This is a genomic window from Psychroserpens mesophilus (genome assembly GCF_000826645.1).
In the GTDB taxonomy this organism is placed as follows: domain Bacteria; phylum Bacteroidota; class Bacteroidia; order Flavobacteriales; family Flavobacteriaceae; genus Psychroserpens; species Psychroserpens mesophilus.
The window spans coordinates 112638-136618 of the sequence record NZ_JXJP01000001.1; the positions used below are offsets into that span (position 1 = coordinate 112638).

General features: G+C 34.1%; 27 protein-coding genes. 15 read left to right on the forward strand and 12 right to left on the reverse strand.

The features are described 5' to 3' along the window. Positions 1-48: 48 nt before the first annotated feature. The 3 genes from TD18_RS16520 to ahcY all read right to left on the reverse strand — a co-directional run bounded on the left by TD18_RS16520 (position 49) and on the right by ahcY (position 3173). Positions 49-537, reverse strand: a complete 489-nt coding sequence (locus TD18_RS16520; protein ID WP_052460978.1) for a hypothetical protein — start codon at positions 535-537, stop codon at positions 49-51. A 65-nt stretch (positions 538-602) separates the two neighbouring features. Continuing rightward, positions 603-1745, reverse strand: a complete 1143-nt coding sequence (locus TD18_RS00435; RefSeq protein WP_040247042.1) for a methionine aminotransferase — start codon at positions 1743-1745, stop codon at positions 603-605. Between the two features lie 111 nt (positions 1746-1856). Beyond that, entirely contained in the window at positions 1857-3173 is a 1317-nt protein-coding gene (gene ahcY / locus TD18_RS00440) for an adenosylhomocysteinase (protein WP_040247044.1), read from the reverse strand. 128 nt (positions 3174-3301) lie between these two features. On the opposite strand from ahcY, the gene TD18_RS00445 reads away from it, so the two are divergent. From TD18_RS00445 to TD18_RS00480, 8 genes are all read left to right on the forward strand, one after another. Continuing rightward, on the forward strand, positions 3302-3928 hold the full coding sequence (locus TD18_RS00445) for a 4'-phosphopantetheinyl transferase family protein (RefSeq protein ID WP_040247045.1): 627 nt from the start codon (positions 3302-3304) through the stop codon (positions 3926-3928). Then, positions 3929-4654 carry a geranylgeranylglyceryl/heptaprenylglyceryl phosphate synthase gene (locus TD18_RS00450; protein ID WP_040247047.1) on the forward strand — a complete coding sequence of 242 codons (726 nt, stop codon included), beginning with the start codon at positions 3929-3931 and terminating at the stop codon, positions 4652-4654. 2 nt (positions 4655-4656) lie between these two features. Further along, complete coding sequence (locus tag TD18_RS00455; protein ID WP_040247050.1) at positions 4657-4917, forward strand: thiamine-binding protein; 261 nt, start codon at positions 4657-4659, stop codon at positions 4915-4917. Continuing rightward, positions 4901-5542 carry a nicotinamide riboside transporter PnuC gene (gene pnuC / locus TD18_RS00460; RefSeq protein ID WP_084205802.1) on the forward strand — a complete coding sequence of 214 codons (642 nt, stop codon included), beginning with the start codon at positions 4901-4903 and terminating at the stop codon, positions 5540-5542. The genes TD18_RS00455 and pnuC overlap by 17 nt, the downstream gene beginning before the upstream one ends. Continuing rightward, complete coding sequence (locus tag TD18_RS00465) at positions 5494-6069, forward strand: AAA family ATPase (RefSeq protein ID WP_040247052.1); 576 nt, start codon at positions 5494-5496, stop codon at positions 6067-6069. The genes pnuC and TD18_RS00465 overlap by 49 nt, the downstream gene beginning before the upstream one ends. Beyond that, a complete protein-coding gene (locus tag TD18_RS00470; RefSeq protein WP_040247053.1) occupies positions 6066-7622 on the forward strand; it encodes a DUF4301 family protein in 1557 nt (518 codons plus the stop codon). The genes TD18_RS00465 and TD18_RS00470 overlap by 4 nt, the downstream gene beginning before the upstream one ends. 1 nt (position 7623) lies before the next feature. Continuing rightward, positions 7624-8031 (forward strand): alternative ribosome rescue aminoacyl-tRNA hydrolase ArfB, encoded by a 408-nt coding sequence (arfB, locus tag TD18_RS00475; protein WP_040247055.1) that lies wholly within the window; start codon positions 7624-7626, stop codon positions 8029-8031. A 264-nt stretch (positions 8032-8295) separates the two neighbouring features. Then, on the forward strand, positions 8296-10485 hold the full coding sequence (locus tag TD18_RS00480) for a TonB-dependent receptor (protein ID WP_040247058.1): 2190 nt from the start codon (positions 8296-8298) through the stop codon (positions 10483-10485). Between the two features lie 69 nt (positions 10486-10554). On the opposite strand, the gene TD18_RS00485 is transcribed toward TD18_RS00480, so the two are convergent. Beyond that, positions 10555-10983 carry a Rieske (2Fe-2S) protein gene (locus tag TD18_RS00485; RefSeq protein WP_040247061.1) on the reverse strand — a complete coding sequence of 143 codons (429 nt, stop codon included), beginning with the start codon at positions 10981-10983 and terminating at the stop codon, positions 10555-10557. 170 nt (positions 10984-11153) lie between these two features. Here TD18_RS00485 and greA point away from each other — a divergent pair, with 170 nt between their 5' ends. After that, the gene (gene greA, locus TD18_RS00490) at positions 11154-11630 is read left to right on the forward strand and encodes a transcription elongation factor GreA (RefSeq protein ID WP_040247062.1); all 477 of its coding nucleotides are present in this window, start codon (positions 11154-11156) and stop codon (positions 11628-11630) included. Positions 11631-11727: 97 nt separating this feature from the next. Continuing rightward, a complete protein-coding gene (locus TD18_RS00495) occupies positions 11728-12117 on the forward strand; it encodes an HIT family protein (RefSeq protein ID WP_040247063.1) in 390 nt (129 codons plus the stop codon). Between the two features lie 61 nt (positions 12118-12178). On the opposite strand, the gene TD18_RS00500 is transcribed toward TD18_RS00495, so the two are convergent. Beyond that, a complete protein-coding gene (locus tag TD18_RS00500; protein ID WP_040247065.1) occupies positions 12179-12535 on the reverse strand; it encodes a hypothetical protein in 357 nt (118 codons plus the stop codon). 9 nt (positions 12536-12544) lie between these two features. After that, positions 12545-13696, reverse strand: a complete 1152-nt coding sequence (locus TD18_RS00505; protein ID WP_241480620.1) for a sensor histidine kinase — start codon at positions 13694-13696, stop codon at positions 12545-12547. Positions 13697-13841: 145 nt separating this feature from the next. Here TD18_RS00505 and TD18_RS00510 point away from each other — a divergent pair, with 145 nt between their 5' ends. The 3 genes from TD18_RS00510 (at position 13842) to aat (ending at position 15959) form a co-directional block, all read left to right on the forward strand. Beyond that, entirely contained in the window at positions 13842-14711 is an 870-nt protein-coding gene (locus tag TD18_RS00510) for a flavin reductase family protein (RefSeq protein WP_040247070.1), read from the forward strand. A 37-nt stretch (positions 14712-14748) separates the two neighbouring features. Next, the gene (locus tag TD18_RS00515) at positions 14749-15120 is read left to right on the forward strand and encodes a DUF3127 domain-containing protein (RefSeq protein WP_040247073.1); all 372 of its coding nucleotides are present in this window, start codon (positions 14749-14751) and stop codon (positions 15118-15120) included. Between the two features lie 209 nt (positions 15121-15329). Then, a complete protein-coding gene (gene aat, locus TD18_RS00520) occupies positions 15330-15959 on the forward strand; it encodes a leucyl/phenylalanyl-tRNA--protein transferase (RefSeq protein WP_040247075.1) in 630 nt (209 codons plus the stop codon). 3 nt (positions 15960-15962) lie between these two features. Here the strand turns inward: aat and TD18_RS00525 are convergent, their stop codons facing one another. Then, the gene (locus TD18_RS00525; protein ID WP_040247077.1) at positions 15963-16526 is read right to left on the reverse strand and encodes a DNA-3-methyladenine glycosylase I; all 564 of its coding nucleotides are present in this window, start codon (positions 16524-16526) and stop codon (positions 15963-15965) included. A gap of 140 nt (positions 16527-16666) precedes the next feature. Between TD18_RS00525 and TD18_RS00530 the strand changes: the two genes are divergently transcribed. Then, positions 16667-17287 carry a thioredoxin family protein gene (locus TD18_RS00530; protein ID WP_040247081.1) on the forward strand — a complete coding sequence of 207 codons (621 nt, stop codon included), beginning with the start codon at positions 16667-16669 and terminating at the stop codon, positions 17285-17287. Between the two features lie 73 nt (positions 17288-17360). Here the strand turns inward: TD18_RS00530 and TD18_RS00535 are convergent, their stop codons facing one another. The 5 genes from TD18_RS00535 to TD18_RS00555 form a co-directional block, all read right to left on the reverse strand. Further along, entirely contained in the window at positions 17361-18116 is a 756-nt protein-coding gene (locus TD18_RS00535; RefSeq protein ID WP_152611276.1) for a hypothetical protein, read from the reverse strand. A gap of 96 nt (positions 18117-18212) precedes the next feature. Next, a complete protein-coding gene (gene truB, locus TD18_RS00540; RefSeq protein ID WP_040247894.1) occupies positions 18213-18902 on the reverse strand; it encodes a tRNA pseudouridine(55) synthase TruB in 690 nt (229 codons plus the stop codon). Between the two features lie 4 nt (positions 18903-18906). Next, on the reverse strand, positions 18907-19698 hold the full coding sequence (locus tag TD18_RS00545; protein ID WP_040247084.1) for an undecaprenyl-diphosphate phosphatase: 792 nt from the start codon (positions 19696-19698) through the stop codon (positions 18907-18909). A gap of 56 nt (positions 19699-19754) precedes the next feature. Further along, a complete protein-coding gene (locus TD18_RS00550; protein WP_040247087.1) occupies positions 19755-20018 on the reverse strand; it encodes a DUF3098 domain-containing protein in 264 nt (87 codons plus the stop codon). Between the two features lie 56 nt (positions 20019-20074). After that, on the reverse strand, positions 20075-20953 hold the full coding sequence (locus TD18_RS00555; protein WP_040247089.1) for a cell division protein FtsX: 879 nt from the start codon (positions 20951-20953) through the stop codon (positions 20075-20077). Positions 20954-21076: 123 nt separating this feature from the next. On the opposite strand from TD18_RS00555, the gene leuS reads away from it, so the two are divergent. Continuing rightward, entirely contained in the window at positions 21077-23980 is a 2904-nt protein-coding gene (gene leuS, locus TD18_RS00560; protein ID WP_040247091.1) for a leucine--tRNA ligase, read from the forward strand. Position 23981: the final 1 nt, after the last annotated feature.

The window sequence follows — 23981 nt, forward strand, 5'->3', positions numbered from 1 at the left end:
ATCAATATGATAACCAAAATAGATTCATTGTTTTTAAAGATGTATTATTTATATTTTCTTTTTAGCTCTTTCAACATCTTTTTGATAGCCTTCAAGTCTTTCTAGCCATTTAGCTTCATCCTGAGGCGATAATTTTCCTTTACGCTTAAGCTTTTCAAATTTCTTTTGTGAACTTTCCAGTTTCTTAGTTGCTTTGTCTAATCGACTTTGTGCTTTTTGTTGTTGTTTTAAAGCTTTTTCCGCCTTTTTTTGGGCTTTTTCTGCTTTTTTTTGAGCTTTTTCCGCTTTCTGCTTCTCTTTTTCTAATTTTTCAGCATCTTTTAAAGCTTGTTTGTTTTGAGCTATTTTTTCTGAAGCGATACTCGCTTTTTTCAAAATAGTAGTCTTGTCTTCAAGGTTTAAGGTTTCAGTCACATCTTTTCCGTCTAAAAAGATACGTTCATTTTTAACTTGATAGATTTTTCCATCTTTTTCAATGTCTTGCGCAAAAAGGAAACTGCTAAACATAAAGATGAAAATGAGAATTCTATATTTCATTGTATTTAATTTAATTGTTTGATAAATCAGACACAAATGTAGTATAGAAGTCACTTAAGTTTTTGTTAAATTTTATTGAGAATATCAGCTGCTTGTTTTAGAGTCTCATTGGTTTTGGCAAAACAAAAACGCAATACTTTGTGATCAAGTTTATTGTCGTAAAAAACAGAGAGTGGAATGGATGCAATTCCGTTTTCAATGGTTAATTGTTTGGCAAATTCAACATCGTTTTTATTCGTAATCTCGGAGTAATCTAATACTTGAAAATAAGTGCCTTTTGAAGGCGTGAATTTAAATCTCGAATCTTTAATAAGACTCAAAAAATTATCGCGCTTTTCCTGATAAAAATCAGGCAACTCTAAATAGTGACTTGAATCTTTTAGGTAATCGGCTAATGCCTTTTGAGTTGGATGATGCACCGAAAACACATTGAATTGATGGACATTCCTAAAGGCTTCCATCAAAGGTTTAGGAGCACAACAATAACCTGTTTTCCAACCAGTATTGTGAAAGGTTTTTCCAAAAGAGGCAGTGATAAAACTACGCTCTTTAAGGTTGTTGAATCGACAGACACTTTGATGTTGTTCATCATCAAAAATAATGTGCTCATACACTTCATCACTAAGTACAATAATATCTGTATTGTTTGTAAGTTCTTGAAGCCTTAACATATCGTTTTCACGCATCACAGTTCCAGTTGGATTGTGAGGTGTATTAATGATGATCATTTTAGTCTTTGAACAGATACTTTCTTTAACATCAATCCAGTTAATGTTGTAATCTGGAGCTTTTAATGCTACAGGAATGACTTTCCCTCCATTAACTTCAATTGCAGGCTGATAACAGTCATAAGCTGGTTTGAAAATTATAACTTCATCATTAGGTTTAATAAATGCCGAAATGATGGTGAAAATGGCTTGAGTTGCACCAGCTGTGACAGTGATTTCAGTTTCTGGATGGTAACTGGAATTATATAATATTTCAAATTTATTTGAAACGGCTTGTCGTAACTCTAAGTTTCCTGCCATTAATGCATACTGATTGTAACCAGAATTCATGGCAGATGTTACGCCATCAATTAATTTTTGATCGCTTTTAAAATTTGGAAAGCCTTGAGACAAATTAATGGCGTTATGCGCATTGGCTAAAGCGCTCATGACTGAAAAAATTGAAGGTTCTACCTTGGTGAGTTTTGGTGTGAATTGCATATAGTAAATATAATGAATATGATACTTAAGAAAATTAAAAACCCTCACATTTCTGCAAGGGTTTAATTTTATGATGAGATGCTGAGATTAGTTCAGCATGACGTCTATTCATTAGTATCTGTAATACTCAGGCTTGAATGGACCTTCTTGAGCAACACCAATATAATCGGCTTGGTCTTTACGAAGTTCAGTCAGTTCTACACCAATTTTTGCTAAGTGTAATTTGGCTACTTTTTCATCTAAATGCTTAGGGAGCATATATACTTCATTTTCGTAAGCATCTCTGTTCGTCCATAATTCAATTTGGGCTAAGGTCTGGTTTGTAAATGAGTTACTCATTACAAAACTTGGATGACCAGTAGCACAACCTAAATTTACCAAACGACCTTCTGCTAAGATGATAACATCTTTTCCATTAACGGTGTATTTATCAACCTGAGGTTTAATTTCAACGTGTGTAGAACCATGGTTTTTCTTTAACCAGGCCATATCAATTTCATTGTCAAAATGCCCAATATTACAAACGATTGTTTTGTCTTTCATCGCTTCAAAGTGTTGTCCTTGTACAATATCTTTGTTTCCAGTTGTTGTAATTACGATATCTGCATTTCCAACAACAGTTTCCAGTTTTTTCACTTCAAAACCATCCATAGCAGCTTGTAAAGCGCAAATAGGATCAATTTCAGTTACAGTTACAATACTACCAGCGCCTTTAAATGAAGCAGCAGTTCCTTTTCCAACATCACCATAACCACAAACCACAACCCGTTTACCAGCAAGCATAACGTCTGTAGCACGACGAATCGCATCCACAGCACTTTCCTTACAACCGTATTTGTTGTCAAACTTAGATTTAGTAACCGAATCATTCACATTAATTGCTGGCATTGAAAGTGTACCGTTTTTCATACGTTCGTATAAACGATGAACACCAGTTGTAGTTTCTTCAGATAAACCATTGATGCCTTCCATTAATTCAGGATAACGATCAAAAACCATATTCGTTAAATCGCCACCATCATCTAAAATCATGTTTAAAGGCTTACGATCTTCACCGAAGAATAAGGTTTGTTCGATACACCAGTCAAATTCTTCTTCGTTCATACCTTTCCAAGCATATACAGGAATTCCAGCAGCAGCAATAGCAGCAGCAGCCTGATCTTGAGTAGAGAAAATATTACATGAACTCCAGGTTACTTCTGCACCAAGAGCTAATAACGTTTCAATTAAAACAGCCGTTTGAATCGTCATATGCAAACATCCTGCAATACGAGCGCCTTTTAAAGGTTGAGAATCTTTATACTCTTCACGAAGACTCATTAAACCTGGCATCTCTGCTTCAGCTAATTCAATTTCTTTTCTTCCCCAAGCCGCAAGAGACATATCTTTTACTTTGTAAGGTACGTAAGTTGGTGTTTTTGTATTCATATTTTTTTCTTGTTTTAAAATTGCTCCAGCCTTTGGGTTTATGGCTTAAATAACTAAATTCGCTACATAATAATTACCAAATCCGCCTTAGGCGATGCAAAGATAACTATTAAGTTTTAGATAATTAAATGCCACTTTATAAAACTATACATCCTAATTCACAAACTACTGTTAAAATCTGGAAGATAACAGAGTCTTATGACGATTTGATAAGACCATTAGATTTGAAGACAACTAGTTTGGAGCGTGTTTTAGGAATGAAAAGCGAGTTGCATCAACGAGGATTTCTAAGTGTGAGACATTTACTCAGAGATTTTGGATACACAGATCAGGATTTATACTATGACGATAAAGGTAAACCACACTTAAAAGATGGAAAACATATTTCAATAACACATTCATTTACCTTTTCGGGAGTTATTATTAGCGATCACGAAGTTGGAATTGATATAGAAAAGCAACGAGATAAGATTGCTGTCATAGCTAAGAAGTTTGTGGATTATGAATTTAAATATGTGTCTGAAGCAGATGATGACTACATTAAAAAGCTAACCGTTATTTGGGGGATTAAAGAATCTCTGTATAAATTGTTTGCAACGCCTGGCATGTTATTTAGAGAGCATTTTTTAGTGATTCCGTTCATGTTGGAAGACAATGAAACGGTTGCATGGATTGATTATCAACATAAAAAATACAGATACAATACACATTTTTTAGAATTTGAAGGATTCACCTGTGCTTATGTAACCACCTAAATGAAAGTGATTTACAACAATATCGTACACTCAAATTCTAAAGGAGAGCATCTTCTAGCTGTTTTAATCGATCCAGACAAGATGAAGTGTGAAGATTTATCCGGTTTTATGCAAAAATTAAATCAGTCTATCGCCACGCATGTTTTTGTCGGTGGAAGTACTGTAGATGATGAAGCTACCGAAGCATTAGTCATTGAAATAAAAAAAATGACTCATTTACCCGTGATTTTATTTCCAGGTGATGTATCGCAAATTACAAATAAAGCTGATGCCTTATTGTTTTTATCTCTAATTTCCGGAACCAATCCAGAGTATCTCATTAGCAAACACATAGCGGCTGTTTCAAAATTGAAAAACTCTGATTTAGAAATCATTCCAACAGGATATATATTAATTGAAAATGGTAAACAAACGTCTGTTGAGAAGGTTACTAAAACGAAGCCTTTATCTAGAGACAACATAAACCAAATTGTCGATACTGCAAAAGCAGGCGAACTTCTTGGAATGAAGTTTATATATCTCGAAGCAGGAAGTGGTGCAATGCATCCAATTCCTTTAGAAATTATTCGTTCTGTTAAATACGAGTTGAATATTCCGTTAATTGTTGGAGGTGGTATCAGAACTTTAAAGCAGCTGGAAAACGCTTATAATTCTGGAGCAGATCTCGTTGTTATAGGAACTGCCTTTGAAGACGATGAATCTTTTTTTGAAAAATTAAAAAAATAAGTATGAATATATCAGTAGAATTAACATTGACCCCTTTGCATGACGATTATGAGCCTGCAATTATTCATTTTATTAAACAATTGCGTGCTTCAAATTTGAAAGTCCTAGAAAATCCTTTAAGTACTCAGGTTTATGGCGATTACGATGAGGTCATGGCGTTATTAACTGTTGAAATTAAGGATGTTTTTCAACTTATTGAAAGAGGATTACTTTACATGAAAATTGTAAAATCTGACAGATACGACTATGAACCACATTTTTGAGTTTTTTTTTGAAACCTATCAAAATAGAGCGACTCATTTAATTGTTCTTGAAGCTATAGCTTTCTTTTTTGGAATTGCTAGTGTAATCTATGCTAAGCGAGAGAATATTTTAGTTTATCCAGTCGGACTTGTAGCCACTGTCATTACAGTTTATATTTTTTTACATGATGAACTTATGGGCGACATGATGATGAATTTTTATTATTCTGTGATGAGTCTTTATGGATGGTGGAACTGGTCACGGAAAAAGAATGATAAACCTATTGTGCCAATTTCTAGAACAACCACTAAGGAAAAATGGATAGGTTTCACTATGTTTTTAATAACAATGCTCGTGACTTACATCATTTATAAAAGCTACGGAACCGTAATAGATACGTCTAATTATATTGACATTTTTACATCAGGTCTGTTTTTTACTGCCATGTGGTTTATGGCCAACAAAAAATTAGAAAATTGGACACTATGGATTGTTGCCGATCTCATTACAATTCCACTATACGCTTATAGAGGTTGGGGAATGTTATCTTTGCAATATTTAATATTTACCATTTTAGCAATACAAGGCTATTTAGCATGGAAGAAAAGCTTAGACAAATCTCAGTTGAAAACTCAAACTGTATAAAAGTCGTTTTATATGGTCCTGAATCTACAGGAAAGTCATCTCTTGCTAGAGCATTGGCTTCCTATTATGATACGGTTTATGTTGAAGAGTATTCACGTATCTATGCTAAATCTAAAGCTAAACTTAACCAAAAACTCACTAAAAATGATGTGTTGCCGATTGCTATTGGGCAAATGCATTTGGAAAATGAACAACTTAAAATAGCAAATAAACTTCTAATTTGTGATACAGATTTGCTTGAAACTAAAGTGTATTCTGAGTTTTACTATGATGGATTTTGTCCTGATATCCTAAAAAAATATGCGCTTGAAAACGCGTATGATTTATATTTTTTGACTTATATTGACACACCATGGGAAGCCGATGGAATACGTGATCAACCCAATACTAGATTGCAAATGTTTACTGCTTTTGAGCAAGCATTGATAGATTCAAAAAAAAGATATAGTATTGTAAAAGGTAGTTTTGAACAACGGCTCAACTTATGTATTACCCAAATAAATGAACTTTTAAATATAGTAAATTGATTTTTTCTGAAAAAGATATACAACAGATAGAAAGTAAAGGACTCACGTTAAAAAAAGTAGAACGACAAATAAAACTTTTTGAAAGTGGAATTCCTTTTGCTAATCTTGTTGCTGAAGCTACAATAGACAGTGGAATATTAAGATTATCTAATAATGACATACAAGAGTATATGTCTTATTTTGAATCGAAAAAAGATAATATTTCCATATTGAAATTTGTTCCTGCATCTGGCGCTGCTACCAGAATGTTTAAATTTTTATACAGCTTTCTGGAAGACTATAATCTGGAAAAAGAAAGTATAAACTCTTATATCAATAGGTTTAAAAATAACGATTTATCCCTTTTTTTTATTGGCTTAGACAAATTTCCGTTTTATCATACAGTTATAGCTCACCTTCAAAAGGAATACCCTGAGTTTGATACTCTATCTTTAAATGAGCAACGTTTTAAATTTGTTCAAATGATGCTAGATGGAGATCAGCTTGATTACGGAAATTCCCCAAAAGGGTTAATGCCATTTCATAAATATAAAAATCAAGTTATATCAACAGCCTTCGAAGAGCATTTGTATGAATCAGCATTATATTCTTCAGATAACGAGGCTACAAAACTTCACTTTACAATTTCTGAAAAGCACAATCATAAGTTTGATGAGGAGTTTTCAAGAATCGAGCAAAAAGTAGAAGAAATAACAGGTTCTAAATTTGATATTTCGTTTTCTTATCAAAAGGAATCTACCGATACCATAGCTGTAACACCAAAAAACAAACCTTTCAGAGAAGATGATGGTTCTTTACATTTTAGACCTTCTGGTCATGGTGCATTGATAGAAAATTTGAACGATTTAACTGCAGACATCATTTTTATTAAAAATATAGATAACGTCGTTACCTATAAGTATAAAAATGAGGTAGCAAAATACAAAAAAGTATTAGCCGGAATTTTACTTAAGATTCAGCAACGTGTATTTAATTATCTCAGATTACTAGATAATTCTGATGTTTCACATGAACAAATTATAGAAATTGGTGAGTTTTTAGTAAATACAATGAATGTTAGAATCAGTACTGAATTTGAAAAATATTCACTAAAATATCAAATAGAGTATCTGGCTGAAAAATTAAATCGTCCGATTCGTATTTGTGGCATGGTAAAAAATGAAGGGGAACCTGGAGGTGGACCGTTTTGGATCAAAGATGAAAGTGGAAATATATCACTCCAAATTGTAGAGTCTGCTCAAATTAATAAGAAGAATAAGTATCAAAAGCAGATTTTAAAGAATGCCACCCACTTTAATCCTGTTGATTTGGTTTGTGGCACTAAAAACTACAAAGGCGAAAAGTTTGATTTAAAAAAGTTTGTCGATAAAAAAGCGGCTTTTATCTCGATGAAAACCAAAACAGGAAAAGACCTTAAAGCGCTTGAGCTTCCTGGACTTTGGAATGGAAGCATGGCGAATTGGAATACGATTTTTGTTGAAGTGCCTTTGATTACTTTTAATCCTGTTAAAACGGTTAATGACTTGCTAAAAGCACCACATCAAATCAAATAAGATGTTTGATGAACAAGCCATATTAAGTGAATTAACATTTAAAGCAATTCGAAGTTCTGGTGCAGGCGGACAGCATGTGAATAAAACAGCTTCAAAAGTAGAACTTACCTTTGATTTAGAAGCTTCCGAAGTCTTATCTGAAACTCAAAAAGAATTACTCAAAACCAATTTAGAATCCAGACTAACCAAAGCCTTTGTCTTGATGATGCAATGTGGTGAAAGTAGAAGTCAGCATAAAAACAAATCAATTATCATTAGTCGCTTTTTAGAACTCATCAAAACCAATTTAATTGAAGAGAAAGATCGTATTCCAACAAAAATTCCAAAAGCTGTTGTGAAAAAACGACTGACTAACAAACGAAAAATTTCTGAAAAGAAGTCCAATCGAAAACCTCCTCAAATAGATTAATTAAAAATTTATAGATTATTAATGTGCAATCCATAAATCTATTTTATCTTTGCAGCGTTCTCAAAAAAGGGGTGCCTATTATCGGCTGAGATCATACCCATTGAACCTGAGCAGGTAATGCTGCTAAGGAATTTAGAATTACTGAAGTTAGTTAATGTCATACACAATCATAGTGATGATTCTAATAACTTCAAGGGATTCAATTTATAAATTATTAACCTAGAATAATGACCTCTTTTTATTCGATTATTTTATTTAATCGTAATGAAATCTACTATTCTTAAAAGCACATGTTTTGCTTTATTATTGACAACTTTTTCGGGTATTGCACAAGAAAAAGAACAAGATTCAACCAAAGTTGAACAACTTGATGAGGTTTTGGTAAAAGCCGTTCGCGTAGATGCTAAATCACCTATTACACATTCCAACGTTACCAAAAAAGAAATTGCAAAGCGCAATCTCGGACAAGACATTCCTGTGTTGCTAAACTTCTTGCCTTCAGTCGTTACTACATCTGATGCTGGAGCTGGAATTGGTTACACTGGTATACGTGTTCGTGGTATCAGCTCCCAATCTACTAACATTACAATTAATGGAATTCCTTATAATGATGCCGAATCTCTAGGAACATTCTGGGTAAATTTAGGAGACTTTGCGTCTTCTGTTGAAAGTTTACAGCTACAACGTGGTGTAGGAACTTCAACCAATGGATCAGGAGCCTTTGGAGCAAGTATTAATGTTTTAACTGACGCTGTTTCAAAAGAAGCTAATGGAGAAATTTCTAATTCCTTCGGTAGTTTTAATACAAGAAAACACACCGTAAAGTTTAGTACAGGTTTGTTAAATGATCACGTTGAAATTGCTGGTCGTTTATCAAATATTGCTTCAGATGGTTATATTGATAGAGCTTCAACCGATTTAAAATCGTACTTCCTGCAAGCGTCTTTTATTGACGATAATACACTCATCAAAGCCATTACTTTTGGTGGTAGTGAAGTCACGTATCAGTCTTGGTTTGGTATTGATGGCCAAACCCTCAAGGATAACAGAACATTTAATCCTGCAGGAATTTATACAGATGACAATGGTAATACACAATTTTATGATCGCGAAGTTGACGATTATAAGCAAGACCATTATCAGTTGCATTGGAATCAACGTTATGACAACCAGTGGTCAACTAACATCGGATTGAATTATACCTATGGTCGTGGGTTTTTTGAACAGTTTCGTGAAGATGACGATTTTGAGACTTACGGATTTCAGCCCTTAACGGTTAACGGACAGCCTCAAACCACTACAGATTTGGTAAGGCGTCGGTGGTTAGATAATGATTTTTATGTGTTTAATGCCAGTGCAAATTATAAGAATAACAACTTAGATATGATTTTCGGAACGTCATTCAGTCATTATGATGGAGACCATTTCGGAGAAGTTATTTGGGCAGAATTTGCCAGCCAAAGTGATATTAGAGATCGTTATTATGAAGGGAATGGAAAGAAGAATGATTTTTCAGTATTCACCAAAGCTAGTTTCAGGCTTAATGATAAGATTCAGCTTTATGGCGATTTACAATTGAGAAATGTGAACTATGCAACGTCTGGTATTAATTCTAATCTTACACAATTCCTCGTAGATGAAAATTATACATTTTTCAATCCGAAAGCTGGAATCACTTATGAATTAAACACTAATAACGATTTATACTTTTCGTATGCAAGAGCCAATAGAGAACCAAGTCGTGATGATTTTGAAAATAATGCAGAAATTGAGCCAGAGCAACTTAATGATTTTGAGATAGGTTGGCGACATAAGAAAAACAATTTTAGTTTTAATGCGAATGCTTATTTAATGCTTTATAATGAGCAACTGGTACTTACGGGTAATATTGATGGTGTTGGAAATCCTATTCGTACCAACAGTGGGGAAAGTTATCGTTTAGGTCTCGAGTTAGAAGCTTTGATTCCAGTGTCTTCCAAACTAACTCTGCAACCAAACCTAACGTTGAGCTCAAATAAAAATAAAGAAACAATCATCTCTTTTGATGGCGAATTAGTAAATCTTGGGAAAACTGATATTGCATTTTCTCCTGAACTCATTGCTGCTAACGCCATTGTATATCAGCCTATTAAAAATTTGCAAATATCTTTATTAAGCAAATTTGTTGGCGAGCAATACATGAGCAATACTGAAGCTGACCTATCAAAATTGGATAGTTTTTTTGTCAACGATTTTAATATCGCCTATACCATTGAGACAAAATCTATTTTTGATGCGATCACTTTTACGGGACTAGTAAACAATATATTAAATGAAAAGTATGTGTCTAATGGATACTACTTTACATTTGATGATGATTTTACAAATCCAGGAACAATAGCAACAGTTGAAGGTGCAGGGTTTTATCCGCAAGCGACTACAAACTTTTTATTAGGTGCAACAGTAAAGTTTTAGATTTTTGACTAGTTCATAAAAAAGCTCCTAAATTTTTTAGGAGCTTTTTTATATTTTAAGTGTTGACGGTTAATTGGTAATTGTTAGTTCAGAGCCATTGGCTGTAACACGATATTCCTGTAAAGTACATGGCAATTGTCCGCCTTCAGAAAGACCAGTTAATAAATTATATTGATTTTCATCTTGACAACCACAAGTTACTATAGTGCCATTTGCTGTTAAAAAGGAACAGGTATCTGGTGTGTGATTAGGATCTGCTGCGTCAAAAGCTCTAAAATTTCCACCAACGTTAACCACGTAAATCCCAGCATTCCCCTCATTCGCAATATACACTGAATTTGAGGTAAACTGCAATTGGCTGTATTGAGGTAAATTTAGACTGATGGTTCTGTTAATTCCAACATTGAACAAAAAGTTACAATTATTAATGTTCCCATCATCATCTTTTTTGCAAGTGGTTAAAAGTAAGAGTGATAAAACGAAAAGAAGTTTTTTCATTAGCTTGATTTTTTTTAGTGGCAATTTACAATAATTTAAAGGTTGATATAAATATTTTGTATCTTTGTATAACAAATCTCGTGGAAACGGGATTTTTTTATTCCGAACACTTGTACTAAGCGTAGGCAAAGTATACTTCGGAATCTTTTTTATTAATAAACGAATGAATTATGAGTAAAGTATCTTATTATACTGCGGAAGGATTAAAAAAATTGAGAGATGAGCTCAAACAATTAAAAGATATTGAGCGACCAAAAGCGTCTCAAGCCATTGCTGAAGCAAGAGATAAAGGGGATTTAAGTGAAAATGCGGAATATGACGCAGCAAAGGAGGCTCAAGGGATGCTGGAAATGAAAATTTCTAAACTTGAAGAAACATTAGCAGGTGCACGTGTTATTGATGAGTCTCAAATGGACACTTCAAAAGCTTTAGTCTTATCTAAAGTGAAAATTAAAAACCAGACCAATGGCATGGAAATGACCTACACTTTGGTTGCTGATGGCGAAGCAGATCTAGCTTCTGGTAAAATCTCTGTTAATTCACCTATCGGAAAAGGCTTATTAGGAAAATCTGTAGGTGAAGTTGCAGAAGTTCAGGTCCCAAATGGTGTTATGAAATTTGATGTTTTAGAGATTTCAAGATCATAAATTCCTGCATAGGCAAGAATAGCATTAATATATTATAAAAAGATTCCTTCAAAAGAGGAATCTTTTTATATTTACATACACTCTAAACAAATCGATAATGGCATCTATCTTCACAAAAATTATTTCTGGCGAAATCCCATGTTATAAAGTAGCTGAAACTGAAGATTATTTAGCGTTTTTAGATATCAATCCGAATGCTAAAGGTCATACGCTTTGTATTCCAAAAAAAGAAGTTGATAAACTATTTGATTTAGATGAAGTGTCTTATCACGGACTTTTAGAATTTTCCAGACAGGTTGCCATAGCGATTGAAAAAGCAATTCCTTGTAAACGTGTTGGATTAACAGTTATTGGATTAGAAGTTCCTCATGCTCACGTGCATTTAATTCCTTTAAATTCTATGGAAGATGCTCGGTTTATCAGTAAAATTAAATTAGATAAAGACGCGTTGGAAGATATCGCTTCTAGAATTGCTTCTTTTTTATAAAATGATTAGGGTTATTAATCTAGTCTTTCCAACAGAGAGGAAGGACAAAAATTCAATCTAACTAAAAAGTTAATACTCCTGTAACAAAAAGCAAAACCAGAACAAAAAGGATCAAATCAACAATTACAAAAATCCAGCCTCCTTTTTTTAGTTTTAAAGACTTAGGTTTTGGTCTTAAAGCTCGGTTTTGATACGCAACAACCTGTTCTATATCATCCGTCCAACGCACAGGAAAAATATCTGTCTCACAAGTATTGCAATGCATTTCATAAACCGTGTCTTGAGTAATAGCTTTGTAAAAAAGATTTTCGACAAATCGCTGCTTAAATGTCAATTCTAATCCGTCGTTAGAATAGCATTCCGGACAATTATTATTAAGTTGGACTTCCTTTAATGTAAAGTAATGCTGCGTTTTCATATCTTAAAGTTAAGACAATAATTTTAATGAAATTTGCATCGTTGTACCTTTGCCAATTTCAGAATTTAGCACTTTTAATTTCCCATTGTGATAATCTTCAATAATACGTTTAGCTAGAGACAAACCTAATCCCCAACCACGTTTTTTGCTGGTATAACCAGGTTGAAAAATGGTATTAAAGTTTTGTTTAGAGATTCCTTTACCTGTATCAATCACTTTAATCGTTACATGTTTTCCTTCATTCGTAATCACTAGTTTTAATTGGCCTTTACCTTTCATGGCATCAATGGCATTTTTAACTAAGTTTTCGATGGTCCAGCTGTAGAGTTGTTTATTAAGATCAACCATAATAACATCATCTGGAGCAGAAATTTCAAAATCGATTAATTTAGATGAACGTGCTTTAAGATATTCATAAGAATCGATTGTTTCTTTTACAATATCTGATTTTTCCAGCTTCGGAATAGAACCAATTTTACTGAAACGATCTGTAATAGTTTGCAATCGGGTAATGTCTTTTTCAATTTCAACCAAATAATCAGGATTTACATGTTCTGAGCGTAAAATTTCGGTCCATCCAACGAGCGAGGACAAAGGTGTTCCAATTTGATGCGCTGTTTCCTTAGCCATTCCTGTCCATAACTTATTTTGATCGGCTGTTTTTGAACTTTTATAAAAGAAGTAGGCCACAGCCCCAAAAAGGAAAATTATTAACAAAAGCGCCAGAGGATAATATTTAAGCTTATTGAGCAATGGAGAGTTTCCATAGTAAATTGTACTTACATAAGTTTCTCCGTTTATGATATATGGAACTGGTATAGGAGCATTTTCGTTTTCAAAAGTAACTTTAAGTTTTTTTAAATAATCCTTTGATGTTGCTGCCTTTAGAGTGTCAATATTTCGGTAGCTAATAATCTGGTCATTAGGATCTATCAAAATCATTGGAGTTGTGGTATTGCTCTCAATAATTCTGGAAGTCATTTCTATCTCAGCATCTCCAATTGATTCTATAAAAGTTTTCTGAGCAAAAGACCAGTTTTCCATTTTGGTGCGTTCTTCAGCTTTAAAATGTTGGAAAAACACATAAGTATTCCAGAGAATAAGTGAGATTACAATAAAGGAGGCCACAATGGCAATCCATCGTGTAATGTTTCTATTCATGGTTTGAGCCATCAAGTCTAATTTTGAATTTTAAATATAATGTAAATCTGTTAATAATATTGTCTTAACAAGCAAGCAAATCATTTTCATACCTTTAGCATTATAGTTACATTTGCATTCTTATTAAACAAAACTAAAGATTCAAATGGCATCTTTTGATCCAAAAGGTATATCAACTGCAAAATTACATGGTTATTTATTAAGTGCAGTCGCACCAAGACCAATAGCTTTTGCCAGTACGATGGATGCTGATGGCAAGCCTAATTTGTCGCCATTTAGTTTTTTTAATGTGTTTAGTGCTAATCCTCCAATTTTAATATTTTCTCCAGCACGACGTGTTAGAGATAATACTACAAAACATACTTTAGAAAATGCTAAAGAGACCAAAGAAGTTGTTATCAATGTTGTGAATTATGATATTGTTCAGCAAATGTCTTTAAGTAGTACAGAGTATGAAAAAGGGGTAAATGAATTTGAGAAATCAGGTTTAACCATGTTAGAATCGGAGCTTGTGAAACCTTTTCGAGTTGCTGAATCTCCTATACAGTTTGAATGTAAAGTGAACGAAATTATAGCGCTAGGAACTGAAGGAGGTGCCGGAAATCTCATCATATGTGAAGTCGTGAAATTTCATATTGATGATTCTGTTATGGATGATAACAATGTTATTATTCAAGAGAAACTGGATTTAGTGGCAAGAGCTGGAGGAAGTTATTACAATAGAGCCAAAAAGGGCTTTTTTGAAATTCCAAAGCCATTATCAACATTAGGTATAGGCGTAGATGCTATGCCAAGTGAGGTAAAGAACAGTATGATTTTAACTGGAAATGACCTTGGAATGTTAGGCAATATAGAGGTATTACCATCAAAAAAGGAGGTTGAAGCGTTTATTGATAATGTGAGCGAGCGTTATCCGAATATTCGAGAAATGTCTCATAGACAAAAACATAAAATAGCCAGAAATTATCTAAGCTATGGCGATGTTAATAGTGCATGGAAACTATTATTATCTTAAAAAACAATAAATTAAATTAATTATAAGTATTACAAGAATGGAAGTACAAGGAAAAATCAAGATGATTGGCGAAACACAAACCTTTGGAAGCAACGGTTTTAGAAAGAGAGAATTGGTAGTGACAACAGAGGAACAATATCCACAACATATTTTGATTGAATTTGTTCAAGACAAAACAGATTTGTTAAACAATTATCAGGTTGGTCAAGCTGTAAAAGTAAATATCAACTTAAGAGGTAGAGAATGGGTGAATCCACAAGGAGAAACTAAGTATTTTAACTCTGTACAAGGTTGGAGAATTGAAAATGCAGCTGCAACAGGAGAAAATATGCCTCCTGTAGCGCCTGCTGAAGCCTTTGAGCCAGCTACAAACTTAAATGAAGAAGATCATGATGATCTTCCTTTCTAAAAAGTAATTCCTGCTCAAACAGGAATCTCACTAATCAAACCTCAATGTTTTATGGCATTGAGGTTTTTTATGCTCAAAATTCATATAAGTTCACTTTTCTTTAGAAAGCTTTTTTTATCTTCCCTAAGAAAGTAAGAACCACTTGTATCAGTTCTGGAATTGAAACTAAATATCAGTATAAGTTAAATAACTTATCTAAACTTTTAAGCATGTACTTTTTAAATAAAGACCTAATATTTCCAGATGTGTCAAAAGCCAGTAGCGAAGGCCTCCTGGCTTATGGAGGTGATTTGTCTGTCGATCGTTTAACCTTAGCGTATAAGCTCGGTATATTTCCTTGGTATGATGACGATCATGGACCAATTTTATGGTGGTCTCCAGACCCTCGTTTTGTGCTATTTCCAGACCACTTAAAAATTTCAAAAAGCATGAGGCAGGTCATGCGAAATTCTGATTTTATAATTACAGTTAATAAAGATTTTGAAGGCGTGATTACTAATTGTTCTAACATAAAACGTGACGGACAAAAAGGAACCTGGATTACTAAAGACTTAAAAGAGGCTTACATAAAATTACATCATCTAGGTATAGCAAAATCTGTTGAGGTTTGGCTAAACGAAGAACTTGTTGGAGGTTTGTATGGTATCGATTTAGAGAATGGTGTATTTTGTGGTGAAAGTATGTTTAGCAAAGTTAGTAATGCCAGTAAAGTTGCATTTATATCGTTTATTCAAAACACCAATTATAAGCTTATAGATTGTCAGGTATATACAAATCACCTTGAAAGTTTAGGAGCTGAAGAGATCTCCAGAGAAGAATTTCTGAAGTATTTAGGCTAAACCTTAAACTTCATTATACCTAAAACAGTTCACTTCGTGGTCGTTTACCATTCCAGTGGCTTGCATGTGTGCATAAATCACTGTTGAGCCTACAAATTTAAAACCTCTTTTTTTCAAATCTTTACTTATAGCATCACTTAAAGGTGTGTTTGCAGGCGCTTCTTTATAATTTTTTAAAGTATTTTTTATCGGTTTGCCTTCAACAAAACCCCAAATGTATTTTGAGAATGACCCAAACTCTTTTTGAATGTTAATAAACGCCTGAGCATTTGTTATGGTAGCTTTTACTTTAAGCTTGTTTCTGATGATGCCTTCGTTCTGTAATAAGCTATCAATTTTTTTCTGATTGTAAACGGCAATCTTTCTATAATCAAAATCATCTAACGCCTTTCTGAAGTTTTCTCGTTTTTTTAAAACCGTAATCCAGCTTAATCCAGCTTGAAAAGTTTCCAGAATTAAAAACTCAAACAAGGTGTCATCATCACGAACAGGAACTCCCCATTCTTTATCATGATACGCTTCATATAAATCATCACCAAGACACCAGCCACATTTATGTTTTTCCATAACATTACATTTAAGTTTAAAAATAGTAAGTTTTTAGATAATAGTTCGTCTTATTCATTAATGATAGATATGATTTTATTTTTATGATTTAAGTCATCTTTCATTAATAGGGTTTAAGTTAAATTGCAGAATAAAATACCATGAGAATATTGGAACAGATTTCAGTAAAAGACATGATAAGCGAAAGTTTACAAAAAGGAATTTCTTATGAAAGCTATCGCGATTTGGTGCGTGATTTAGCTGAAAAAGGCTCAACAACTGGTCACGAAAAAACCGAAGCTTTAGCTAATTATACGATGCTTAATGACCGACGAATGAAGCGTTGGGATAAAACGGTTAAAATCTCTGATGAGGTTAAAGACAAAATTTCTGGTTTTAAAGGAAATGTCACTTGGCTTGTGATTACAGAAAGCTGGTGTGGTGATGCAGCTCATGTGATTCCTGTGCTAAACAAAATAGCTGAACTTTCAGATGGAATTGATTTGAAACTCGTGTTGAGAGATGAAAACGAAGCATTAATGGATCAGTTTTTAACAAATGGCGGACGCGCAATTGCCAAGTTAATTATGATCGAAAATACCACTGGTGAAGTATTGAATACATTCGGACCAAGACCTAGTAAAGCAACACAACTGGTTAACGATTATAAGGCAAAGCATGGTGTGTTAACACCTGAGTTTAAAGAAGACTTACAGGTTTGGTATAATAAAGATAAAGGACAAAATATCATTAGTGATATCGTGAAGTTGTTAGGTGTTTAATTTGTTTTGTATAGGTTTCGACTGCGCTCAACCTGACTTTAGAATACACTAATTTGTATAACTCTAATGTTATTTAATTCTTTCCTTTAAAATAATACGTAATAGAGCCTATCTGACTTTTAGTATTCGCATCAGATGAAAAAATGGCATTTTCGGCATACTCTAAAGCATGATCAATTAAGCATTGGTTATCAGAAGACGAAGAGGAATTGATATAGGTGTCAGTTACTAAACCATTGGAATCTACAGTAATATTAACCACAATTTTTCCGGTAACTTCACAGAGATAAACAGGTGGAGGTAGTTTCACTTTACTTCTGTTTTTGAGTGAAAAGGAAACACTACTACTTCGGTTTGATTTTGTATCCTTATCTGTTTTTTTTGAAGAATGCATGGCTAAAATATCTTTAGCTTTATTAAAGGATTGTCGTTCGTTTTCCTTGACAGCATAAGCTTTTGAACTATTATAATTTGAAGTTGAAGTCTGCACATCATCTGGAGTTTCTGAGGATTCTTCTGAAACGTCCTCTTCTGTTTCCGTGGCTTTTTCAAAATCGTTGGTTGCTATCGACTTGAAATTCTTCATCATTTCCTTAAACGCTTCGTCTTCATTAAAGGCTTCATTAGTTGAAGATTTAGCAGCTTCCTCCGCTTTAAGTTGTTCTTCTAAAGCTTGTAATTCTTCTATGGTTTGAGGTTCTATCTCATAATAGCTTTCAGAAATAAATTCATCGGCTAGTTTAATATGAAGACTAAACATAGCCAGTATTACAGTTCCAGAAATTAAAACTGTAATCAATAAGGCTTTATGTTTATCTAAGAAATTCAAATAGGTTAATTTTTAGTTTAGGCTGTATTAGATATACGTTAATGTAAGCAATTTAGATTAAAAGCAGATAAAATTCAACGCTTCTAAGTTATAAGTTTAAGAAAGTTTTGCAATAAAATCTTCAGGAGACATGGCGTCATCAACATGAAAATCGCCAATTTTTGTGCGTCTTAATACTGAAAGATGAGCACCAGAATTAAGTGCTTTTCCAAAATCGTGAGCCAAAGATCTAATATAAGTGCCTTTGCTACAAACCACTCTAAAATTTATGTTTTTACCATCAATGTTTGTGATATCAAATTCTGAAATACTCACCGTTCTGGATTTGATGTCTACCTCTTCACCAGCTCTCGCAAATTCATAGAGACGTTTTCCATCTTTTTTAATGGCTGAAAATACAGGTGGAAATTGCTCAATTGTACCAATAAATTGTTTTGTCGTCGTATGAATTAAGTCTTCTGTGATATGTTCTGTTGGAAATGTTTGATCTATGTCTGTTTCTAAATCGTAGGAAGGCGTTGTGCTTCCTAATACAAAAGTTCCGGTATATTCTTTGTCCTGACCTTGAAATGTATTGATTTGTTTGGTCATTTTACCAGTACAGATAATCAGTAATCCAGTAGCCAGAGGATCGAGCGTTCCAGCATGACCAACTTTAATTTTTTTAATCTTGAAGGCCTGTCTTATTTCCCAGCGAAGCTTATTAACTGCCTGAAACGAGGTCCATGTCAATGGCTTGTCAATAAGTAAAACTTGTCCGTTTTGATAGTCTTCAGCTGTAAGCATATCGTTATGTTGAGGAAATGTAAATTGCAATTATACCAACAATCAAACAGTAAATAGCAAAGTAAATAAGTTTACTTTTTTTTACCAGACTTATCATCCAGGTACAGGCAAATAATCCTGAAACAAATGCGGCAATAAATCCGATGCTGAGCGATGTGAAATTCCCACTATCATAAGTCAATTCTCCTCCAATAATATCTTTAGCTATTTTTCCGAAAATTAACGGAACCACCATTAAAAAGGAAAAACGAGCCGCTTTGGTTTTATCATTTCCGAGTAAAACAGAAGTTGAAATGGTTGCTCCAGAACGTGAAATTCCAGGAAGCATCGCAATGGCTTGAGCAAAACCAATAACAATTGCATTTTTAAATGAAATGCTTTTTGAAGTGTCTTTGGCTTTATCAGCTAAATATAAAAGTAAAGCGGTTAGGATCAACATAAAACCGACTAGTTTAATGTTTCCGCCAAATAATTCTGACAACTCACTTTCATATGTATAACCAATAATGGCTGCAGGTAACATTGATACTGCAATTTTTGATGCAAATTGAAGGTCTTCGTTCCATTGAAATTTCAAAACTCCTTTTACAATACTCCAGATATCTTTTCTAAAGACAACAATGGTACTTAAAGCAGTTGCAAAATGTAAAACAACAGTGAATAATAAACTTTCTTTTGGAATCGAATCATCACCAAGAATGGCTTTACCCAATTCTAAATGACCACTGGATGAGACAGGTAAAAACTCTGTTAATCCTTGAATAATTCCTAATATAATTGAATCGATGATATCCATGAAGCAAAAATATCAAAATAGAGATATGAAATGCTAAAAAGAAAGGAAATTTATAGTTATGATTTAGAATCTTTATTCGGATTCAACAAAATAGCATACACCTGAATTCCGAAGCCAATTAACACCATGGCAGGAGCAAGTCGAATTCGTCTCCAGCTAAATATTGAAGGATCATATATATTAGGATCGTCGCTTCCGCCTCCAGACATTAACATAAAGCCTAAGACAATAAAGCCTAAGCCAATAAGCATAAACTTATAGTTTTTCTTTCCGAATATAAATTCGGTATTAGAGGTCTCTTTACGTTTTTGTTCTCCCATGATTAAAGTATGGTGTAAATATAAAAGAAATTTTAGAGCAAATTCTTAATTAAATATTAATAGTACAACTGATCCGTTTTCAGGTTTAAGAAACGTTGTGTCGCTATAAACGTGCTAATCCATGTAATGAGTACACCTAATAAAAAGATGCCGACAAATAGACTTCCGACTAAAACTGGTTTTTGAAGTAATTCTAATTCTGGGAAAAATTGATCCATATAGTACAGGACAATTCCCATGCCTATCAAAGCGACAATCGCTCCAATCACACCTAATTGCACACTTTTAAATACAAAAGGACGTCTGATAAATGTTTTAGTTGCTCCAACCATTTGCATGGTTTTGATGATAAATCGTTTTGAATATACGGCCAATCGGATTGAGCTGTTAATTAACAGCACAGCTATTATTGTAAATATGGCGCTGAGTAGGAGAACCCAAAATGTGATTTTCTTAACGTTGTTATTCATCAATTCAACAAGGTCATTATCGTAGGTAATATCTTCAATGAATTTTTTATTCGCTAATTCTTCTGTAATACCATCTAAAGTTTCATTGGTTACATAGTCCGCTTTGAGATAAATATCAATAGAGTTTTGTAACGGATTATAACCTACAAAATCCATAAAATCCTCGCCAGTTTCTGCTTTCATAAGTTCAGCAGCTTGCTCTTTTGAGACGTATTCTGTTGATTTGGTGTATTCAGCCATAGCTAAACTTTTTTCCAATTGGTCCACTTCAACCTGTTTCGCTGAATCATTTAAGTAAATGGTTACCACAACTTGTTCTCTAAAATGATCGGCTACCTTTTTAGCATTTAGCACCAATAAGCCTAAACATCCTAGTAAAAACAGGACTAATGCTATACTTATTACAACTGAAAAGTAAGAGGTAATTAATTTTCGTTTTTGATATCTGTCAAAAGATGAACTCATAAGATTAAAGCGTTGATGGTGTAAAAATATAAAAGAAAATGCTTTGTATAATGTTTAGAACGCTTAAACTTTTAATTGTGTTGTAATACCTTTAAATTTGCGGTCTAAATTTGCAGAAAAACCATGAGTTATCATTTTAACGAGATAGAAGCCAGATGGCAAAAATATTGGGCAGACAACCAAACGTTTAAAGCTGAAAATAACAGCGAAAAGCCTAAATATTATGTATTAGATATGTTCCCTTATCCAAGTGGAGCAGGCTTACACGTTGGTCATCCGTTAGGTTATATTGCAAGTGATATTTACGCGCGTTACAAACGTCATAAAGGTTTTAATGTGTTGCATCCTCAAGGCTATGATAGCTTTGGTTTGCCTGCTGAACAATATGCCATTCAAACAGGTCAGCATCCAGCAATTACCACCGAAACCAATATTAAAACCTATCGTCGTCAATTGGATCAAATCGGATTTTCATTTGATTGGAGTAGAGAAGTACGTACCAGTAATCCGGAATATTATAAATGGACACAATGGATTTTTATTCAACTCTTTGAGTCTTGGTATAACAATGATAGTAATAAAGCAGAACATATTGACAGTCTAATTTCAAAGTTTTCTTCGGAAGGCAATTCAACTGTAAATGCAGCATGTGATGACGATGTGGAAACGTTTACTGCTCATGACTGGAATAATTATTCTTCAGAAGCACAACAAGATATTCTTTTAAAATATAGATTAACCTATTTAGCTGAAACTGAAGTGAACTGGTGTCCGGCTTTAGGAACTGTTTTAGCAAATGACGAAATCGTCAATGGAGTTTCAGAACGTGGTGGACATCCAGTAATTCGTAAGAAAATGACGCAATGGAGTATGCGTATTTCTGCCTATGCTGAGCGTTTGCTACAAGGTTTAGATACGATTGATTGGACAGATTCACTTAAAGAAAGTCAGCGCAACTGGATTGGTAAATCGGTTGGTGCGAGTGTGACATTTAATGTAAAAGCGACGCGTGAGATGCTGAACCACGTTCAGCATGACGAAAATCATGATGCTGTCTCGTCGAGCGCAGTCGAGACGTCTCATCCGTACAAGATTGAAGTCTTCACAACAAGACCAGATACCATTTTCGGAGTGTCATTTATGACCTTAGCTCCAGAACACGAACTGGTTTCAAAAATTACTACTGAAGCACAAAAAGCAGACGTTGAAGCTTATATTCAAGCCACTGCAAAACGTAGCGAACGTGAGCGAATGGCAGATGTAAAAACCATTTCAGGAGTGTTTACAGGCGCTTATGCTGAGCATCCATTTACCAAAGAGCCTATTCCAATCTGGATTGGTGATTACGTATTGGCTGGCTACGGAACAGGAGCAGTCATGTCTGTACCTTGTGGTGATCAGCGTGATTACGATTTTGCAAAACATTTTAATATTCCTATTCCTAATATTTTTGAAGGTGTAGATATTTCAGAAGAAGCTTTTTCAGATAAGGAAAACACTGTAATTGCAAACAGTGATTTCCTTAACGGAATGAACTACAAAAAAGCTACAAAACGAGCGATTTACGAATTAGAACAACTCGGTCAAGGCGAAGGAAAAACAAACTACAGACTACGTGATGCTGTATTTTCTAGACAACGCTATTGGGGCGAACCATTTCCTGTGTACTATGTGAATGGAAAACCGCAAATGATTGGACAACAACATTTGCCAATAGTCTTGCCAGAAGTTGAAAAATACTTACCAACTGAAGAAGGCGAACCACCTTTAGGTCGTGCTGATATTTGGGCTTGGGACGCCTTAAAAGGCGAGTTGGCAAAGAATGAGGACATTGATAATGTCAATGTTTTTCCTCTAGAACTCAACACCATGCCAGGTTGGGCAGGAAGCTCTTGGTATTTCTTCAGATATATGGAAGAAGCAGCCAATAGAGGTGACGCTTTTGCAAGTGAAGACGCATTGAATTACTGGGAAAATGTTGATTTATATATTGGCGGAAGCGAACACGCTACAGGTCACTTGTTATATTCACGTTTTTGGGTGAAGTTTATGAAAGACAGAGGTTTTGTCAACGTGGAAGAGCCTTTTAAAAAGCTGATTAACCAAGGGATGATTTTGGGGACGAGTGCTTTTGTTTACAGAGAAGATGGCACAAATAAATATTTATCTAAAGGATTAATTTCTGATAATAGTGTTCAACCAATTCATGTAAAAGTGCAATATGTAAATGCATCAGATGAATTAGATATTGAAGGATTAAAACAAGACGGAGAATTTGGTGAAGATTTTAAAGATGCCGAATTCATATTAGAAGATGGCGTTTACAAAGTAGGTCGCGAAGTCGAAAAAATGTCTAAGTCCAAATACAATGTCGTCAATCCTGATGCGATTTGTGAGCAGTATGGTGCAGACAGCTTACGTTTGTATGAAATGTTTCTTGGACCTTTAGAACAAGCAAAACCATGGAATACTGCTGGTATCACAGGTGTGCATGGCTTCCTCAAAAAACTTTGGAAACTTTATATTGGTGGCAATGGTTTAAATGTCAACGATGCTGAACCTTCAAAAGACAATCTAAAGACGCTTCATAAAACCATTAAGAAAGTCGAAGAGGATATCGAGAGCTTCTCATTTAATACGTCGGTTTCAACCTTTATGATTGCAGTAAATGAGTTAACCGCTCAAAAATGCACGAGTAAAGCTATTCTTGAACCATTACTGGTGTTAATTTCGCCTTATGCACCACATATTGCTGAAGAGTTATGGAGCAGACTTGGGAATGATACGTCAATTTCAACAGCGCCATTTCCGAAGTTTGAAGAAAAACACCTGATTGAGAGTAGCAAAAATTATCCAATATCATTTAACGGAAAAATGCGTTTTACCCTAGAATTGCCATTAGACATGACTAAAGATGAAATTGAAAAAGTTGTCATGGCTCACGAAAAAACTATTGCGCAATTAGAAGGTCGTACACCTAAAAAGGTAATTATTGTTCCTGGTAAAATTGTAAACATTGTAGGATAAG

Excerpts from the sequence above, each read along its gene's own strand:
- TD18_RS00550 (WP_040247087.1), bottom strand. The coding sequence starts at position 20,018 with ATGGGAGAACAAAAACGTAAAGAGACCTCTAATACCGAATTTATATTC.
- TD18_RS16520 (WP_052460978.1), bottom strand. The coding sequence starts at position 537 with ATGAAATATAGAATTCTCATTTTCATCTTTATGTTTAGCAGTTTCCTT.
- TD18_RS00435 (WP_040247042.1), bottom strand. The coding sequence starts at position 1,745 with ATGCAATTCACACCAAAACTCACCAAGGTAGAACCTTCAATTTTTTCA.
- TD18_RS00505 (WP_241480620.1), bottom strand. The coding sequence starts at position 13,696 with ATGAATAGAAACATTACACGATGGATTGCCATTGTGGCCTCCTTTATT.
- TD18_RS00445 (WP_040247045.1), top strand. The coding sequence starts at position 3,302 with ATGCCACTTTATAAAACTATACATCCTAATTCACAAACTACTGTTAAA.
- arfB (WP_040247055.1), top strand. The coding sequence starts at position 7,624 with ATGTTTGATGAACAAGCCATATTAAGTGAATTAACATTTAAAGCAATT.
- aat (WP_040247075.1), top strand. The coding sequence starts at position 15,330 with ATGTACTTTTTAAATAAAGACCTAATATTTCCAGATGTGTCAAAAGCC.
- leuS (WP_040247091.1), top strand. The coding sequence starts at position 21,077 with ATGAGTTATCATTTTAACGAGATAGAAGCCAGATGGCAAAAATATTGG.
- truB (WP_040247894.1), bottom strand. The coding sequence starts at position 18,902 with ATGCTTACAGCTGAAGACTATCAAAACGGACAAGTTTTACTTATTGAC.
- TD18_RS00555 (WP_040247089.1), bottom strand. The coding sequence starts at position 20,953 with ATGAGTTCATCTTTTGACAGATATCAAAAACGAAAATTAATTACCTCT.
- TD18_RS00500 (WP_040247065.1), bottom strand. The coding sequence starts at position 12,535 with ATGAAAACGCAGCATTACTTTACATTAAAGGAAGTCCAACTTAATAAT.
- TD18_RS00455 (WP_040247050.1), top strand. The coding sequence starts at position 4,657 with ATGAATATATCAGTAGAATTAACATTGACCCCTTTGCATGACGATTAT.
- TD18_RS00495 (WP_040247063.1), top strand. The coding sequence starts at position 11,728 with ATGGCATCTATCTTCACAAAAATTATTTCTGGCGAAATCCCATGTTAT.
- TD18_RS00545 (WP_040247084.1), bottom strand. The coding sequence starts at position 19,698 with ATGGATATCATCGATTCAATTATATTAGGAATTATTCAAGGATTAACA.
- ahcY (WP_040247044.1), bottom strand. The coding sequence starts at position 3,173 with ATGAATACAAAAACACCAACTTACGTACCTTACAAAGTAAAAGATATG.
- TD18_RS00510 (WP_040247070.1), top strand. The coding sequence starts at position 13,842 with ATGGCATCTTTTGATCCAAAAGGTATATCAACTGCAAAATTACATGGT.
- TD18_RS00450 (WP_040247047.1), top strand. The coding sequence starts at position 3,929 with ATGAAAGTGATTTACAACAATATCGTACACTCAAATTCTAAAGGAGAG.
- TD18_RS00465 (WP_040247052.1), top strand. The coding sequence starts at position 5,494 with ATGGAAGAAAAGCTTAGACAAATCTCAGTTGAAAACTCAAACTGTATA.
- TD18_RS00530 (WP_040247081.1), top strand. The coding sequence starts at position 16,667 with ATGAGAATATTGGAACAGATTTCAGTAAAAGACATGATAAGCGAAAGT.
- pnuC (WP_084205802.1), top strand. The coding sequence starts at position 4,901 with ATGAACCACATTTTTGAGTTTTTTTTTGAAACCTATCAAAATAGAGCG.
- TD18_RS00525 (WP_040247077.1), bottom strand. The coding sequence starts at position 16,526 with ATGGAAAAACATAAATGTGGCTGGTGTCTTGGTGATGATTTATATGAA.
- greA (WP_040247062.1), top strand. The coding sequence starts at position 11,154 with ATGAGTAAAGTATCTTATTATACTGCGGAAGGATTAAAAAAATTGAGA.
- TD18_RS00515 (WP_040247073.1), top strand. The coding sequence starts at position 14,749 with ATGGAAGTACAAGGAAAAATCAAGATGATTGGCGAAACACAAACCTTT.
- TD18_RS00485 (WP_040247061.1), bottom strand. The coding sequence starts at position 10,983 with ATGAAAAAACTTCTTTTCGTTTTATCACTCTTACTTTTAACCACTTGC.
- TD18_RS00480 (WP_040247058.1), top strand. The coding sequence starts at position 8,296 with ATGAAATCTACTATTCTTAAAAGCACATGTTTTGCTTTATTATTGACA.